This is a genomic window from Kitasatospora sp. NPDC090091, from assembly GCF_044747365.1.
Lineage (GTDB): Bacteria > Actinomycetota > Actinomycetes > Streptomycetales > Streptomycetaceae > Kitasatospora.
Window position 1 is genome coordinate 152,106 of record NZ_JBIVDY010000019.1, and the last position, 14,154, is coordinate 166,259.

Sequence of the window (14,154 nt, forward strand, 5' to 3'; positions counted from 1 at the left end):
GGTAGCATGGCGCCCCGGAGAGAGCGTGCGACGACGGAAGGGCCTCGACCGTGCTGACCCTGGCGATCCTCGGCTTCCTGCACGACGAGCCGCTGCACGGCTACGAGTTGAAGTCCCGCATCACCGGCCTGACCGGCCACGTCCGCCCGGTCAGCGACGGCGCGCTCTACCCCGCCATCACCCGCCTGGAGAAGGCCGGGCTACTGGTCCGGCGCAGCGAGCCGGGCAGCGGCGGCGCCGCCCGGCAGGTCCTGGAACTCACCGCCGAGGGCCGGGCCGAGCTGGAGCGCCGGCTCTCCGATCCGGAGGAGGTGGAGATTTCCGACCAGATCCGCTTCTTCACCGTCGCGACCTTCCTGGACCGCCTGACCGACCCGGCCCGTCAGGCCGCGGTGCTGCGCCGGCGGCTGGCCTTCCTGGAGGCGCCGAGCAGCTTCTTCTACGACGCCGACGGCCGCCCGGTCACCGCCGAGCAGGAGCCGAACCCGTTCCGGCGCGGCATGCTGCTGGTCGCCCGGGCGTCCGGCGCGGCCGAGCGGGCCTGGCTGGCCGACACGATCGCGGAGCTGGAGGGCGGCGGCGCCACGGCCCGCTGACCGCTGACCGCGGGGGCCGTTCCGCGCTGCGCCGCAGCCGGCCTGCGGCCGGTCGCCGGACACCCGGTCGTGTGAAGCCGCGGGTACCGGCTCCGGGGGTGCAGGCCGGGGCGCCGGAACCCGGCGGGGGCGGGCGAACGTGCCCGGTTCCGAGGGACGGGCCGGACGCGCGAAGGGGTCCGGCCCGCGGAGCGGTCGGGCCGGCGCGGGACCGCGCGCGGCGCACCCTGGCGGAACGCGCGAAATCCTGTGCGGCGAACCGGGTTCCAGGCCTGGCGCAACCCGGCCCCGCCGTAGCTATGATGATCCGCCTCACACCCGCGGCACCCCGCGGGGTGAGCCGTCTGCGCGTCCGGGCACTGCCCGCACCCCTGGAGGCCGCTGTGCCCGTTGCCGACCCCGCAACCGTCCGCCCCGCACCGCTCACGCGGGACGCCATCCCCGGCTGGTTCTTCCAGGTCGACCAGGAGGCCTTCGGCCATCTCCTCGCCGCCCAGACGGCGGCCGGCCACACCGGCGACATCCTCGAACTCGGCGCCTACCTCGGCCGCAGCGCGGTCCTGCTCGGCGACCACCTGCAGCCGGGCGAACGGCTGACCGTCTGCGACCTCTTCGACTCCGAGGCCGGGGACGCCGAGAACGCCGCCGAGATGATCATGTCGTACCGGAAGACCCTCACCCGGACGGCCTTCGAGGCGAACTACCTCGCCTTCCACCGCGAGCTGCCGGAGATCGTCCAGGCACCCACCTCCGTCCTGGCCGACGGCCGGATCCCCGCCGGGAGCTGCCGGTTCGTCCACATCGACGCCTCCCACCTGTACGAGCACGTGGCCGGGGACATCGAGGTGGCCCGGGCGGCCCTGGCGGACGAGGGGCTGGTGGCCCTCGACGACTACCGCTCGGAGCACACCCCCGGTGTCTCCGCGGCGGTCTGGCAGGCGGTCTTCACCGGCGGCCTGAAGCCGGTCCTGCTCACGTCGATGAAGTTCTACGGGACGTGGGGCGACGCCGAGGCGGCCCGGCGGACCCTGCTCGCCCGGGACTGGCGGGCCGAGGGCTACGCGATGGACGAGGACACCATCGCGGGCGCCCGCGTCGTGCGCCTGAACCGGCCCCCCGCCCCCGCTCCGTCGGCACCGACCCGTTCCGCGCCGCGGCGGCTCGCGCTCGACCTGCTGCCGCCGGTCGCCACCCGCGCCGTCCGGCGGGCACTGCGGACGGCGCGTGCGGTGCGCGGGCGCGGCTGAGCCCCGGCGGCGTGACGGCCGGGACGGCGGCGGGGCCGGGACGGCGGTGGCTGCGCGCGGGCGCCGGGGCCGGGCCCCGTGCGGCGCGGCCCCGGCGCCGGCTCGCCGGAACGGCGCTCGGGGGCGTGTGCGCGCTGGTCTTCACCCTTCTGCGCTGAGCCCCGCGCTCGGCCGCTCGGCCGCGGGCCTCCAGTGCGGCGGGGTTCCCCGGTAGGGTCTGCGGACCGGCAGCCCGACGGGGCCGGGTCGGCGGGCGGATCCGCCGGCCGGAGCGGCAGCCGACAGCGCGCGGCAGGCCAGGAGGAGGCGGGTTGGAGCCGAAGGGACTGCCGGACTCGGAGGCACTGCCGGAGGCGCTGCTCGCCCTCGGCGTGCCCTTCGAGGACGTGAACGGCCTGCTCGCCGCGCACCGCCGACTGGCGCGCGACCCGGGCCTCCGGGGCGAGTTCGGCAGGGAGCTGCGCGCCCAGGTCGCGGCGATCGGCACGGTCGGGCGGCCGTCCGGGCTCTGGGGCGGATGGCCGGCGGGCTCGGACGGCAGCGACTACCTCTCGGCCCTGCTCCTGGTCGCACTCGCGCCCCACACCCGGGCGTACCACCGCGCGCTCGGGGTCCGGCCCGAGGTGTCCCGGGCGACCCTGGCCGACCTGGGCCGTCACCTCGCCCTGAGCCGGCGGCGGCGCGGCCCCGGCGGCCTCCACAATCCCGCCTGGCTGACCCTGCACTTCCGCGGCGAGCTCTACCAGCTCGGGCGGCTCCAGTTCCAGCGCAAGCGGCTGGCCGGCCCGGACGCCGAGGCCGCCGCGGCCGCCGGATTCGGCCCGTGGACGCTCGAACTGCACGTGCCCGCGCACCGCGGCCCGCTCTCCCCCGAGTCCTGCGAGCGCTCGTTCGCCCGGGCCCGCGGCTTCTTCGCCCGCCACCACCCCACCGAGCCGTACCCGACGGCCTGCGTCTTCTCCTGGCTGCTCGACCCGCAACTCGCCGACTACCTGCCGGGGGACTCCAACATCGTCCGGTTCCAGCGGCGGTTCGCCCCGCTCGGCCCGCCCGGCGGGCCCGAGGACGACAATCCGCTGCGGTACGTGTTCGGCACCGCCGACGGCCCGCTGGAGGGGCTGCCGCGCGACACGGTCCTCCAGCGCGCCATCGTCGACCACCTGCGGGCGGGCGGCCACTGGCACGTCGTCGGCGGCTGGCTGCGGCTCTGACGCGGGCGGCGGGTGGCCGGTGGCCGGTGGCCGACGCGGTCGGGTGGCTCGGGCCTGCCCCGCCGCGTCACCACGCCGCCATATCGCCGCGCCGCCGCATCGACCGCCCATCCGGAATTCCTATGAACTGACTGCATATCACTCACGCGAGCGAACTTCCTTTAAAGATTTGCCCACGGAACATTAAAGGTCGCATAGTGATAACACCTCAGTTGGCTCTAGAAATGGCCAAGTCGAGGCAAAGTCCTACCCTTTCGAGCCAGAGGAGAAGGCGTTGCTTCACGGACAGACGGAACCGGGCCGCGGCTACGGACAGCGGCTCCGGGAGGAGATCGCGGCCCCCGGGACGACACCGCTCATCGGCGTCCACGACATGTACTCGGCGTCCATCGCGGCGGGGCACTACCACGGCATGTTCGTCTCCGGCTTCGGATTCGCGGCGTCCTACTACGGCCTGCCCGACATCGGATTCATCGCCTGGCCCGACATGGTCGCCTTCGTCGAGCGGCTGCGCGGCGCCTTCCCCGGCCACCACCTCCTCGTCGACATCGACGACGGCTACGTCGACGCCGAGGTGGCCTGCCACGTGGTGCGCAGGCTGGAGCGGATCGGCGCCTCCGGCGTGATCCTGGAGGACCAGAAGCGCCCGCGCCGGTGCGGCCACGCCGACGGCAAGCAGGTGCTCCCGCTCGACGAGTACCTGGAGAAGCTCAACCAGGTCCTCGCCAGCCGCACCGACCTGGTGGTCGTCGCCCGGACGGACGCCACCGAGGAGGAGGACATCCTGCGCCGGGCCGAGGCTCTGGCGGCCACCGACGCGGACGTCGTCCTGGTGGACGGCGTGCGCAGCGAGGAGTGGATCCGGCGCATCCGCAAGGTCGTCGACGGCAAGCCTCTGCTCTTCAACCAGATCGCCGGAGGCAAGTCGCCGCGATTGTCGCTCTCCGAGCTGGCCGAGCTCGGCGTCGATGTCGCCATCTACAGCACGCCCTGCCTGTTCGCGGCCCACCACGCGATGGACGAGGCGCTGGCCGGGCTGAAGGTCGCCGACGGCCGCCTGCCGGCCGCTGCCGGCGGGAGCCGGCCGATCGGTGTCCGGGAGTCCACCGAGCTGCTGGAGCGGAACATCGCCCGGCCGCTCCTGCGCGAGGCGGTGCGGGTGTGAGGTCGGCACCGGTCGGACCGGCCGGGCACAGCGGGCGGACCGGGCGGTGGACGGCATCGTGGACAGTGAGGTGGGCCGTGGGACGGACAGATGCGTGGTCGACGGCCTGGCGGGTGGCCGTCGGGCTGGTCCTCGCCTGGGCGTTGCTCGGCGGCTCCGCCGCATCGGCAGCGACGGAGGGCAGCAGCCTGGTCACCGTGATCGACAACTCCCGCGGCAGCGCCCCGGTCCAGGCGGGCCCGCTGCTCGGCTCGGCCTCGCTGGTCCGGCTGGACTCGCTGCTGGAGATCGACCGGACGGCCAATCAGCAGAACGGCCAGGGCACCGCGGGCAGCGACCACGACGGCACCGGCGCGCTGGTGGGCGACCTGCTCGGCACGTCCCCGACCGGCGCCACCGGACTGCCCGGGCCGGCGGGAGTTCGCGAAGGAGGCCGGCGATGAGTGGCGGCCCCGGGCACCGGGCTCCGCCGGCCGTACGGGACCGGCCGACGGAGACTGGAGGTCCACGCCGACCGGGGCAACCGGGGCAGCGCCGATGGCCCGGGCTTTCCTTTCGGCGCTGGTCCGGCCTGCTCTCGGCGCTGCGCTCGAACCGGCAGCGGCGCTGGCTCGATCCGTACGTGGCAGCGCTGGCCGGAACGGTCCTGCTCGCCGCGCTGCTGCCCGCCACCGGACGGACAGCCCGCGCAGCCGAGGTCGCCTGCGACCTCGCGGTCGGCCTGCTGTTCTTCCTCTACGGAGCCCGGCTCTCCACCCGCGAGACGCTGGCCGGGCTCCGCCGGGCTCGGCTCCACGGGCTGGTCCTCGCCTGCACGTTCGTCCTCTTCCCACTGCTCGGGCTGGCCACTGCCGTTCTGACGCCCGCTCCCCTGACCGCGCAGTTGCAGACCGGCGTGCTGTTCCTCTGCCTGGTGCCTTCCACGGTCCAGTCCGCGGCGGCCCTGACCGGTGCGGCCCGGGGCGACGTACCGGCCGCGATCTGCGCCGGGACGTACTCCAGCCTCGCCGGCCTCGTCCTGACTCCGCTGCTGGCCGCCTGGCTGCTGGGCGCGCAGGCCGCCCTCTCCGCCGACGGCCTAACCCGGATCACCCTGCAACTGCTCGCCCCGTTCCTCCTCGGCCAGCTACTGCGGCCCTGGATCGGCGGGTACCTCTCCCGCCACAAACGCCTCCTGACCCCGGTGGACCGGGGCTCGATCCTGCTCGTCGTCTACACCGCCTTCAGCGCCGCGGTGGCCCAGGGCATGTGGAGCACGATCACACCCGGCGCGCTGCTCGGCCTGTTGGCCGTCCTGCTCGCCCTGCTCGCCGTCGCCCTCGCCTTTGCCCGGCTGGGTGCCCACCTCCTGGGCCTCGACCGGGGGTCGGCGATCGCGGCCGTCCTCTGCGGATCACAGAAGAGCCTGGCCAATGGCCTGCCGATGGCCACCGTCCTGTTCGGCCCGGAGGCGGGAGCCCTGGTCCTGCCGCTGATGGCCTACCACCAACTCCAGCTGATCGCCGGGACGTTCCTCACCACCCACTGGTCCCGCGCCCCGGACACCGAGGCCCGTCCCGACGGACGGGAGGCGCTCGGTTAGAGCGTCCGCCAGTAGGCCATCGGATGCGGGGGCCGGCGGGTGAACCAGGCTCGTCGGATCAGGCTGCGGATGGTGACGATGGCGGTGGCCAGGGCGATGAAGAACTCGATGCAGCTCCGGCGGCGCTCGGTGTAAGTTCTGCCGGGTGGAGATCGGGGAGTTGATCGGGGCGGGGCGGACGGCGGATGTGTTCGCCCTCGACGAGGACCGGGTAGTGCGGCGCTACCGCGACGGTGAGGACGCCACCGGTGAGGCGGTCGTGATGGCGTACCTAGCCGAGCATGGGTATCCGGTGCCGGCGGTGTGGCCGGGTGCGGCGGCCGGGGAGTTGGTGATGCAGCGGCTGTCGGGGCCGACGATGCGTGAGGCGCTGGTCGCGGGCACCCTCAGCGGCGAGCAGGCGGGCGAGTTGCTGGCCGATCTGCTGCTGCGACTGCACGCCATCCCGCCCCGGGCCGGGGCCGACCCCGCCCACCGCATCGTCCACCTCGACCTGCACCCGGAGAACGTCTTCCTCACCCCCGACGGCCCCGTGGTGATCGACTGGGCCACCGCCCAGGAGGCCCCTCCTGGCCTGGACACCGCGATGGCCGCGCTGATCATCGCGCAGGCGGCGCTCACCATGCCGGCCGCCGCCGAAATCGCCCGGACCGTCCTACCCGCCCTGGTGCGTCAACTCGGCGGCACCGAGGGCATGCTGTTGCCTGAGGCGCAGGCCCGGCGGGCCGCCAATCCGACCCTCACCCAGGAGGAGATCGCCGCCCTCGACGAGGCGGTCGCCCTGATCCTGGCGGCAGGAGCCGACGCCCATGGGAGCGTCCTCCAGTAGGAGGTGAGCTGGGGCTATCGGATGCGGGGGCTGGTGGGTCGGGTGTCCCAGCGGCGGGTGTACCAGGCCCGGCGGATCAGGCTGCGGACGGTGATGATGGCGGTGGCCAAGGCGAGGTAGAACTCGGTGCACAGGCGGCGTCGTTCGGTGTTGCGGCGGAGCTTGCCGAAGTTGTTCATCCACGAGTTGGTCCGCTCCGCCACCCAGCGGCCGTCGGTCTGGATCGGTGTCTTCGTGCCGCGTTTGGTGATGCGCGGAGTGATCCCGCGTTCGGCCAGGTCGGTGTAGACCAGCTGGTAGTCATACCCGGCGTCCAGGCTCAAGGCCGGGTGCTGAGGGGCGTGGTTCAAGGTGTTCGGTCAACTCGGCGAACTCATCGAGGGTTTCGGGCACCAGCGTGTGGTCGCGGATGTTCGCGCCGGCGGGCACCGTGACCACGGGTATCCCGTAGCCGTCGGTCAGCTGGGACCGCTTGCCGCGGTTCACCGGAGACTTCCCGGCGCACTCCCCGCCTGAGGGCGCCTTGGTGATGCAGCCGTCCGCGGCCAGGTCCTCGAGGTCCAAGCCCACCATCCGGTCGTAGGCCCGCAGCACCGTGAGGACCAGGTGACCAAGGACACCGGCCTCGATCCACTCGTCCCGTCGCCGGCGGATCGTGGTCGCCGAGCATGCCGTGTCCGCCACCCGCTCGTAGCCCATCCCGGACACCAGAGCGAGCACAAGCCGGTCGAAAACGACCGCGTCCGAGATCCTCGGCCGATGACAGCCCAGCGGATGGGAGACCTCCCGATACGGCAGCAGAGCGAGGAACTCCTGCCGGATCGGAGCCAGAATGGACTCGGGCACGACGGGCACAGGCTTCTCCGCGATCACAGAGCGTCAGGAACTCCATGATCAACGAGAACCGCGCCCGTCGTGCCCCCAAGCCATCCCAGCCCTACTGGCGGACGCTCCTAGAGGGTGAGGCTCCTCAGGCAGCGCAGCCGACGCAGGCGCTGCGGAGGCTCTCCGCCGATCCCGCCGACGCCCCCGCTCGGATTCATCCGAATCAGCGGACGTAGTACGGGCGGTGGTGGGCGGCCACCGGGGCGGACTGGTAGGTCCAGACCCCGGCCGCGGGGGCGTCACCCACGAGGCGCGCCAGATCCCGGGCGGCGTCGGAGGCCGGTCCGGACGCCGGGCTGCCCACGGTCAGTGCGACCCGGTCGGCGGTGCGATCGTCCAGGGCGTAGAAGCGGTAGGGGGCATGGACCTTGAGCGGACCCGCGAGCAGCCGGCCCTCGTCGTCGGTGCCGTAGCCGGTGATCGGCGTGCTGTCGACCGGCTCGGGCGTGAGACCGACCAGGTCCGCCTCGACGGTGAGGACCGGGTCGTCGTGGCGGCGCAGCCCGTCCGGCTCCAGCGTGGCCCGGCGGCAGATGAACGACCAGTGCTCGCGCACGGACGCCGCATTGGGAGAGGGCAGCTCGACCTCGAACCAGCCGGGGTGCTTGGGCTCGGCGTAGAGGCGGGCGCCGGCGTCGATGGCGAGCGGGTTGTCGCAGAGAACGTGCATCCGGGCGATGCCGAGCAGCTTCGTCTGGTCGTAACCCCGGGTGTACTGACCGTAGTTGATCGCGGGCAGGCGGTCCTCGGCGAAGGCCGGGTGGGCGATGACGTTGAGCTCCACCTCCTGGGTGATGCCACCGCCACCGGGGTACTGCGCGAAGTAGAGCTGGTAGTTGAGCGAGACGCAGGCCCGTCCGTCGAAGTCGGCGGCCTCCAGTCCGGGGTGCCGCTTGGCCAGCAGCTCGCGCACCGGGCCCGGCGCGACGAGGTAGTCCACCCCGACGTTGTGCAGGGCGCCGTAGTGGAACGGCACGTGGTACGGCTCGGGCACGGGAGGGAGCGGGAGAGCGGTCATGAGGACTCCGTGGAGAGGTCGGCGGCCCGCCCGGACCCCGCGCCGAGGATCGCCGGCCGGTGGAGGGCGAGCAGGTCGTGGTGGATCCGGTCGGCGCTCCGCAGGGCGAGCGCGGCCATGGTGAGCGAGGGGTTGGAGGTGCCGAGCGAGGGCATCGAGCCGCAGCCGACGGCGTACAGGTTGGGGTGGTCCCAGCAGCGCTGCCAGTGGTCGACCACGGAGGTGCCCGGTGCGTCGCCCATGATGTGGGTACCACCCGCGTGGCCCGCGCCCCGGTAGGCGTACGCGCGGCCGTCGTGCTCCAGCCGGCCCGGCCAGCGCGGGCCGGCCTCGTAGCGGGTGTGGTCCTCGGCGCCGAGCAGGTCGAACAGCTGGTCGGAGACGGCGCGGGCGGAGGCCATGCCGCGTCGGACGTACTCGGAGAGGTCGTAGTGCACGGCGGGGCTCGGCAGGCCGAGCGGGTCGAGCCGGTCACGGTCGAGGACGACCCGGTTGGCGGGGTCGGCGGGCTGCTCCAGCTCGAACTGGAGCGAGAACTGCCGCCCGAGCCGGTCGCCCAGCCGGTCCCGCAGCTCCTTCCCCCGGACCCCGGCGGCGAGCAGCTGCTCGACCTCGACCTGCGGCGGCCCGGCCGCCCAGGACCAGCCCCAGTTCCCGATTTCGATCCGGAACGGCGCCCGTCGGACACGGGCCGGTCCGAAGCGGAACGCCTCCAGCCCGCTGGTCGAGCCCGGCCCGCGGTAGGGGCCGACGGGCCGGGGCATCAGGCCCCAGGTGAGCAGTGCCGGGTGGTCCATCAGGTTGCGGCCCACCTGGCCGCTCCGGTCGGCCAGGTCGGAGAGGAGCAGCAGCCGGGCGTTCTCGATCGCGTGCGCGGCGAGGACCACCAGGTCGGCCGCAACCCGGTGGACGGCACCGCGGGAGCGGAACTCGACGCCGGTGATCCGGCCGGTGCCGTCGGCGAGCACCCGGGTGACCACGGCGTCGGTGCGCAGCTCGACGGTGGGCGCCCAGCGCCCCTGGGTGCGCAGCGGCGTGTACTTGGCGCCGGTGGGGCAGACCGGGACGCAGCTGGCGCTGCCTGCGCACGGTGGGCCGATCGGATTGGCTTGGCCGGCCGGGTCGGCCGCGGCGAGCGGGCCGGCCGATCTGGCCGGCCCGGTCGGCAGGCCGTTGCGGGCGTGCGGGGTGGGGACGACGGCGAGCCGGGCCTCCTCCGTCTCCGCGGGATCGCGGACGGTGCGGCCGTCGAGTGCGCGGGCCACCTGACGGTCGAGGTGGCTCGGTGCGATGGTGCTCATCGGGAAGGCGTAGTCCGCGGGCAGGGGCAGGCCGACGGCCGCGCGCTGCTGGTCGGCGTCGGCGGCGACGCCGAGCTCCTGCTCGGCCTGCCGGTAGTACGGTTCGAGCTCGTCGTAGCCGATCGGCCAGTTGCGGCCCTGGCCGAGGTCACCGGTGCGGAAGTCCTCGGGGTGCATCCGCGGCGTGAGGCCGGTCCAGAGCATTCCGGTGCCGCCGTTGACGCGCAGGTACCCGCTGGCGTACGGCAGGGGGCCGTACTGCGTCAGGTGGCCGGTGGCGGTGAAGCCGCCGTCGAGGTGCCCGGCGAGGTCGCCGGGGCCGGGTGACGGCGCGTCCGGGCTCTGCGGGTAGGGCGCGAACGGCGCGCCGCCGGCGCGGAAGGCACTCGCGGTGGCGGCGGCACCGGGGACGGGCGGGCCGGCCTCCAGGACGAGGACCCGCCAGCCCTGAGCGCCGAGCCGCTCGGCGACCAGCGAGCCGGCGAATCCGGCGCCGACGACGACGGCGTCCCAGCGCGGGCTCACCGGTCGCCGCCTTCGCGCGGGGCCTCGGCCCAGCTGCCGTACCCGGGGGCGGCCGTGCCGGGCGGGGAGCCGTGGAAGGTGCGCCACATCAGTCCCTGGTCGTAGGCGCGGGCCGAGGACGGCTCCTCGCCCGGCCAGGCACCGACGTACCAGAGGTGGACGAGGCCGTGCTCGTCGCGGACGCGGCGGGTCAGCACGGTCCGGTGGTGCTCGTGCGCCATGCCGGTCGCGCGCAGCTCGGCCTCGTCGAAGCCGGTCAGCTCGGCGGAGAGCCGGAGGAAGGCGTCGAAGTCGGCGAGCTCACCGAGGTCGGCGTAGTCGACGCGGGCGGGAGCGTCGGCGAAGTCCTCGTCCTCGGCGAGGCGCGCAGGATCGAGGTGATCGATGCGGTCGACGTGGTCGATGCGGTCGAGGTGGTGGTCGGCGGGTGCGTCGTGGCCGCTGTGAGTGAGCCGGCCGCCGGGATCGTGATCATCGGAGCCGTCGGGGCCTGGGCTCCGCGCAGGGTCGAGATCGGGGTCGGGGTCGGGGTCGTCGAAGGCTGGCAACCGGGTACCCCCATCGGTGAGCACGGAAAGGCGTGAGCACTGCTCGGCGCGAGCGCGCCGAATGGCCGAGTCATGACAGCTCAACGGCGCGGGCGACCGCACACCCCCGCCATCGCTTCGATCCTCCCCCGCGTCACCCCGGGCCATGGCCCGATGCCCACAACTGCCCGTCCTCACGTGAATTCTTGGCCGAACCAACGCCCCTCATGACCGATCACGACCACTGCGGAGCCGACTCCGTGCACCGCGCCGACGGAGTCCGGATCGCCCGGGCGGCGCAGTGCAGCGAGCAGAACCCCCGGGTGGCTGCGATCTTCGGAGCAGGTCGCGGCAGACCGCCGCCCGCCTGGTGTCGAGACCCGGAGGCCCGGATGTGGCAGGCTCCCCCCGCACCCCCACCCTTTGCGACCGAGTGGCTGCCGGTGCTGGACATTCCCAAGCCCGGGCCGCAGAACCGGCTGACCGTGCTGTTCCGGATCCTGCTGCTGATCCCGCAGTTCATCGTGGTCTGGTTGCTGTCCGTGGTGGCGTTCTTCGTCGCCGTGATCGGCTGGTTCGGGGCACTCTTCCTCGGTCGGCTGCCGGGGTTCGCGGCGGACTACCTCTCCGGCTACGTCCCGTACGAGACCCGGGTGACCACCTACCTGATGCTCACCCACGACAGCTACCCGCCGTTCCGGTTCCGCACCCCCGAGTACCCCGCCCAGGTCGAACTGCGGCCGGGTGAGCTCAACCGGCTCGCGGTGTTCTTCCGCCTCATCCTGGTCATCCCCGCGGCGATCATCCAGGGGCTGGTGTTCGCGGGGTGGTGGATGGTGGCGTTGATCAGCTGGGTGGTCGTCCTGGTGCTCGGGCGGATGCCGGAGCCACTGTTCGAGTCGACCGCGGCGATCCTGCGCTACCGGATGCGGTACATGGCGTACCTGCTGATGCTCACCCCGGCCTACCCGAAGCGGCTGTTCGGCGACGAGCCGGGCGAGGCGGAGGGCGGTCCCGTCTCGGCGACCCGCCCGCTGGTGCTGAGCGGCGCCGGGCGCGGGCTCCTGGTGGTGTTCATCATCCTCGGCATCGTCTCGTGGGGCACCAGCTCGATCACGGCGTCGCTCGACTCGGACGACGACTACGACCACAGCAGCGGCCCCCTGATGCCGGGGCCACTGGTCCCCGGCCCGCTCGGGCACGTCTCGCCGGACACGGCACGCTGAGGCCGGACGTCCGGCACTGATCAGGGGCGGTAGCGGACTCCTTCCTCCGACCCGGGCCCCTTCGGTCGGCGCCGGAGCAAGGGGCCGGCCGGGTCGGTGGTGAGCCAGCCGCCGCGGACCGCCCAGGTGCCGCCGCCCGCCGCGGCGCCCCGCACGCCGTCCAGGACGTCGGGGCCCGCCAGGGCGATGGCGCGCGGTTCGGCCAGGGAGGCGAAGCCGAACGTCCGCGCCGGATCCCAGTCGGTGCTCTGCGCGAGGCGGCGCGCCAACTGGGCCCAGCCCAGCGGCGCGGCCGCGACCACCCAGGCGTCCGGAGCCGGGGCGGTGAACCGCCGGGCGGCACGCAGCCACGAAGCGGCCCGCTCCGGCCAGTCGACGACCGCGAGCACCGCATCACCGCCTGAGCCCTCCCGGGCCTCCCGGTGCTCCGGGTCCGCCCGCTCGCTCCAGGCCTCGGCGAAGGCCCCGGCGAAGGCCTCGGCGGCGGCGCGGGAGGCGGCGTCGCGGCTGTGGCCGAGGACGACCGTGCGGACCCGCGGCCGCTGCGCGGCGAGCAAACCGACGAGTGCCGCCACCTCGGCACCGGTGTGCGGGGCGGGCACCGGGAGCGGCCCGTAGGCGGTGGCTTCGGCGCCGCGGATCAGCGGCGACCGGCCTCGGCCGCTCCCGGCGGCAGCGGTAGCAGTGAAGGGGGTGCGGGACGGGGTCACGACGGTCTCCTCCGAAGCCGATGCCGGGAAACGGCTCGACGCCTTCCACCGCCGGTACGCGGCGGGCAGGCAGACCGCGCACGGCCGGTAGCCGGCGGCGATCGCCGCCGGCTCGTCGGCGAAGAACACCCGGTGGCGGACGTATCCGCCGGCGGCGATGGCCCGGCGGGCCGACGGGCAGTCGAGGCGTCCGTAGAGCCGGCCGCGCCGGTGGCCGGCGAGGGTGCCGGGCGTCTCGCTGAGGTACGGACGACCGTCCGGGCCCAGCAGGGTGTACGGGCGGTCGCGGCGGGTCGGCGGATGTTCTCCGGAAGCCGGTCGGGTGGCCGGCCCCGTGCCGTCCTCGTCCTCGCCCGTCGTGGCAGTCACCGGAGCCCGCCCTCAGGCGTCGTGGAAGACGAGGCCGAGCGCGTGGCGGCGGCCGGACCGGACCGTGCTGACCCCGTGCCGGACCGGCCCGGCGGACCAGCCGCGCGCGGACCGCACGGGGCGGTCACGGGTGGTGAAGACGAGCCCGTGGCCCTGTTCGAGGCCGGCGGCGGTGCCGCGCGACTGGGCCCGGGGGCGCTGCTCGACCAGCAGGAACTCCCCGCCGGTGTAGTCCCGGCCGTACCGGTCGAGGCCGATCACCACCTGGAGCGGGAAGACCAGGTCGCCGAAGAGGTCGCGGTGCAACGCGTTCCAGTCCCCGGCCTGGTAGCGCAGCAGGATCTGCGACGACTTGTCCTGCCCGGCGGCGTGGCAGCGCGCCAGCCACTCGCCGAGGGTGTCCGGCCAGGGCGCCGGGCGGCCGAGCCGGTCGGCCCACGTGCGGGCGATGGTCAGCAGGTGCGGGTAGAGGGCCTCGCGCAGCGCGTGGACGGCCTCGGGAAGCTCGTGGGTGAAGTAGCGGTAGCGGCCGGAGCCGAAGCGGTGGCGGGCCATGTCGACCGTGGTGCGGAAGTGCCCCGGGTCGTCGAAGAGCGCGGCCAGTTCGCCGCACTCGGCGGGGGTGAGGAGCTGCGGGGTGGGGGCGCAGCCGTGGGCGTCGAGCTCCCCGGCGAGGGCGGACCAGTCGGTCGCGTCGACGCGTCGGCGGAGCCGTTGGGCGGTGCGGCCGGTGGGGCGGTCGGCGCTGCGCCCGGCCCTCGACCCGGCCATGGACGCGGGCCTCGAATCGGCCGTCGACTCGGTCGGACGGCCGCCGGGTGCGTCGGCGGATGCATCGGTGGATGCGTCGGCGGATGCGTCGGTGGATGCGTTGGTGGCTCGGTCGGTGATCACGGTGGGTGTTCCTCCGAAGGCGGCGGGCGGCGGGACGGTCGGCACGGCGTGGACCGGTCGGATCCACTC

General features: G+C 74.1%; 13 protein-coding genes and 1 pseudogene. 8 read left to right on the forward strand and 6 right to left on the reverse strand.

All coding sequences use genetic code 11. The features are described from left to right. The first annotated feature begins 50 nt into the window (after positions 1-50). The 7 genes from ACIPSC_RS29485 (at position 51) to ACIPSC_RS29515 (ending at position 6,630) form a co-directional block, all read left to right on the forward strand. Positions 51-596: a PadR family transcriptional regulator gene (locus ACIPSC_RS29485; protein ID WP_400829667.1), complete on the forward strand. Its 546-nt coding sequence runs from the start codon at positions 51-53 to the stop codon at positions 594-596. Positions 597-979: 383 nt separating this feature from the next. Next, positions 980-1,843, forward strand: a complete 864-nt coding sequence (locus ACIPSC_RS29490; RefSeq protein ID WP_400829672.1) for a class I SAM-dependent methyltransferase — start codon at positions 980-982, stop codon at positions 1,841-1,843. A 311-nt stretch (positions 1,844-2,154) separates the two neighbouring features. Continuing rightward, positions 2,155-3,054 carry an acyltransferase domain-containing protein gene (locus ACIPSC_RS29495; protein ID WP_400829675.1) on the forward strand — a complete coding sequence of 300 codons (900 nt, stop codon included), beginning with the start codon at positions 2,155-2,157 and terminating at the stop codon, positions 3,052-3,054. A gap of 274 nt (positions 3,055-3,328) precedes the next feature. After that, on the forward strand, positions 3,329-4,219 hold the full coding sequence (locus tag ACIPSC_RS29500) for an oxaloacetate decarboxylase (RefSeq protein WP_400829677.1): 891 nt from the start codon (positions 3,329-3,331) through the stop codon (positions 4,217-4,219). 77 nt (positions 4,220-4,296) lie between these two features. Then, on the forward strand, positions 4,297-4,662 hold the full coding sequence (locus ACIPSC_RS29505) for a hypothetical protein (RefSeq protein WP_400829680.1): 366 nt from the start codon (positions 4,297-4,299) through the stop codon (positions 4,660-4,662). Positions 4,663-4,841: 179 nt separating this feature from the next. Then, positions 4,842-5,801 (forward strand): bile acid:sodium symporter family protein, encoded by a 960-nt coding sequence (locus ACIPSC_RS29510; RefSeq protein WP_400829683.1) that lies wholly within the window; start codon positions 4,842-4,844, stop codon positions 5,799-5,801. Between the two features lie 145 nt (positions 5,802-5,946). Then, on the forward strand, positions 5,947-6,630 hold the full coding sequence (locus ACIPSC_RS29515) for a phosphotransferase (RefSeq protein ID WP_400829687.1): 684 nt from the start codon (positions 5,947-5,949) through the stop codon (positions 6,628-6,630). A 14-nt stretch (positions 6,631-6,644) separates the two neighbouring features. On the opposite strand, the pseudogene ACIPSC_RS29520 reads toward ACIPSC_RS29515, so the two are convergent. The 4 genes and pseudogenes from ACIPSC_RS29520 to ACIPSC_RS29535 all read right to left on the reverse strand — a co-directional run bounded on the left by ACIPSC_RS29520 (position 6,645) and on the right by ACIPSC_RS29535 (position 10,907). Further along, positions 6,645-7,485, reverse strand: a pseudogene (locus tag ACIPSC_RS29520) (transposase). A 193-nt stretch (positions 7,486-7,678) separates the two neighbouring features. After that, positions 7,679-8,533: a hypothetical protein gene (locus tag ACIPSC_RS29525; RefSeq protein ID WP_400829690.1), complete on the reverse strand. Its 855-nt coding sequence runs from the start codon at positions 8,531-8,533 to the stop codon at positions 7,679-7,681. Continuing rightward, positions 8,530-10,359 carry a GMC family oxidoreductase gene (locus ACIPSC_RS29530; RefSeq protein WP_400829692.1) on the reverse strand — a complete coding sequence of 610 codons (1,830 nt, stop codon included), beginning with the start codon at positions 10,357-10,359 and terminating at the stop codon, positions 8,530-8,532. The genes ACIPSC_RS29525 and ACIPSC_RS29530 overlap by 4 nt, the downstream gene beginning before the upstream one ends. After that, positions 10,356-10,907 (reverse strand): hypothetical protein, encoded by a 552-nt coding sequence (locus ACIPSC_RS29535; RefSeq protein WP_400829695.1) that lies wholly within the window; start codon positions 10,905-10,907, stop codon positions 10,356-10,358. The genes ACIPSC_RS29530 and ACIPSC_RS29535 overlap by 4 nt, the downstream gene beginning before the upstream one ends. Before the next feature lie 371 nt (positions 10,908-11,278). Between ACIPSC_RS29535 and ACIPSC_RS29540 the strand changes: the two genes are divergently transcribed. Continuing rightward, complete coding sequence (locus ACIPSC_RS29540) at positions 11,279-12,112, forward strand: DUF4389 domain-containing protein (RefSeq protein WP_400829783.1); 834 nt, start codon at positions 11,279-11,281, stop codon at positions 12,110-12,112. Positions 12,113-12,132: 20 nt separating this feature from the next. Here the strand turns inward: ACIPSC_RS29540 and ACIPSC_RS29545 are convergent, their stop codons facing one another. Together ACIPSC_RS29545 and ACIPSC_RS29550 are read right to left on the reverse strand one after the other, a co-directional pair. Further along, entirely contained in the window at positions 12,133-13,191 is a 1,059-nt protein-coding gene (locus tag ACIPSC_RS29545; protein WP_400829698.1) for a hypothetical protein, read from the reverse strand. Positions 13,192-13,203: 12 nt separating this feature from the next. Then, on the reverse strand, positions 13,204-13,962 hold the full coding sequence (locus ACIPSC_RS29550) for a 2OG-Fe(II) oxygenase (protein WP_400829786.1): 759 nt from the start codon (positions 13,960-13,962) through the stop codon (positions 13,204-13,206). Positions 13,963-14,154: the final 192 nt, after the last annotated feature.

Bases quoted from the DNA above. Each gene is read 5' to 3' on its own strand.
- ACIPSC_RS29550 (WP_400829786.1), bottom strand. From the start codon at position 13,962: ATGGCCGGGTCGAGGGCCGGGCGCAGCGCCGACCGCCCCACCGGCCGC.
- ACIPSC_RS29540 (WP_400829783.1), top strand. From the start codon at position 11,279: ATGTGGCAGGCTCCCCCCGCACCCCCACCCTTTGCGACCGAGTGGCTG.
- ACIPSC_RS29525 (WP_400829690.1), bottom strand. From the start codon at position 8,533: ATGACCGCTCTCCCGCTCCCTCCCGTGCCCGAGCCGTACCACGTGCCG.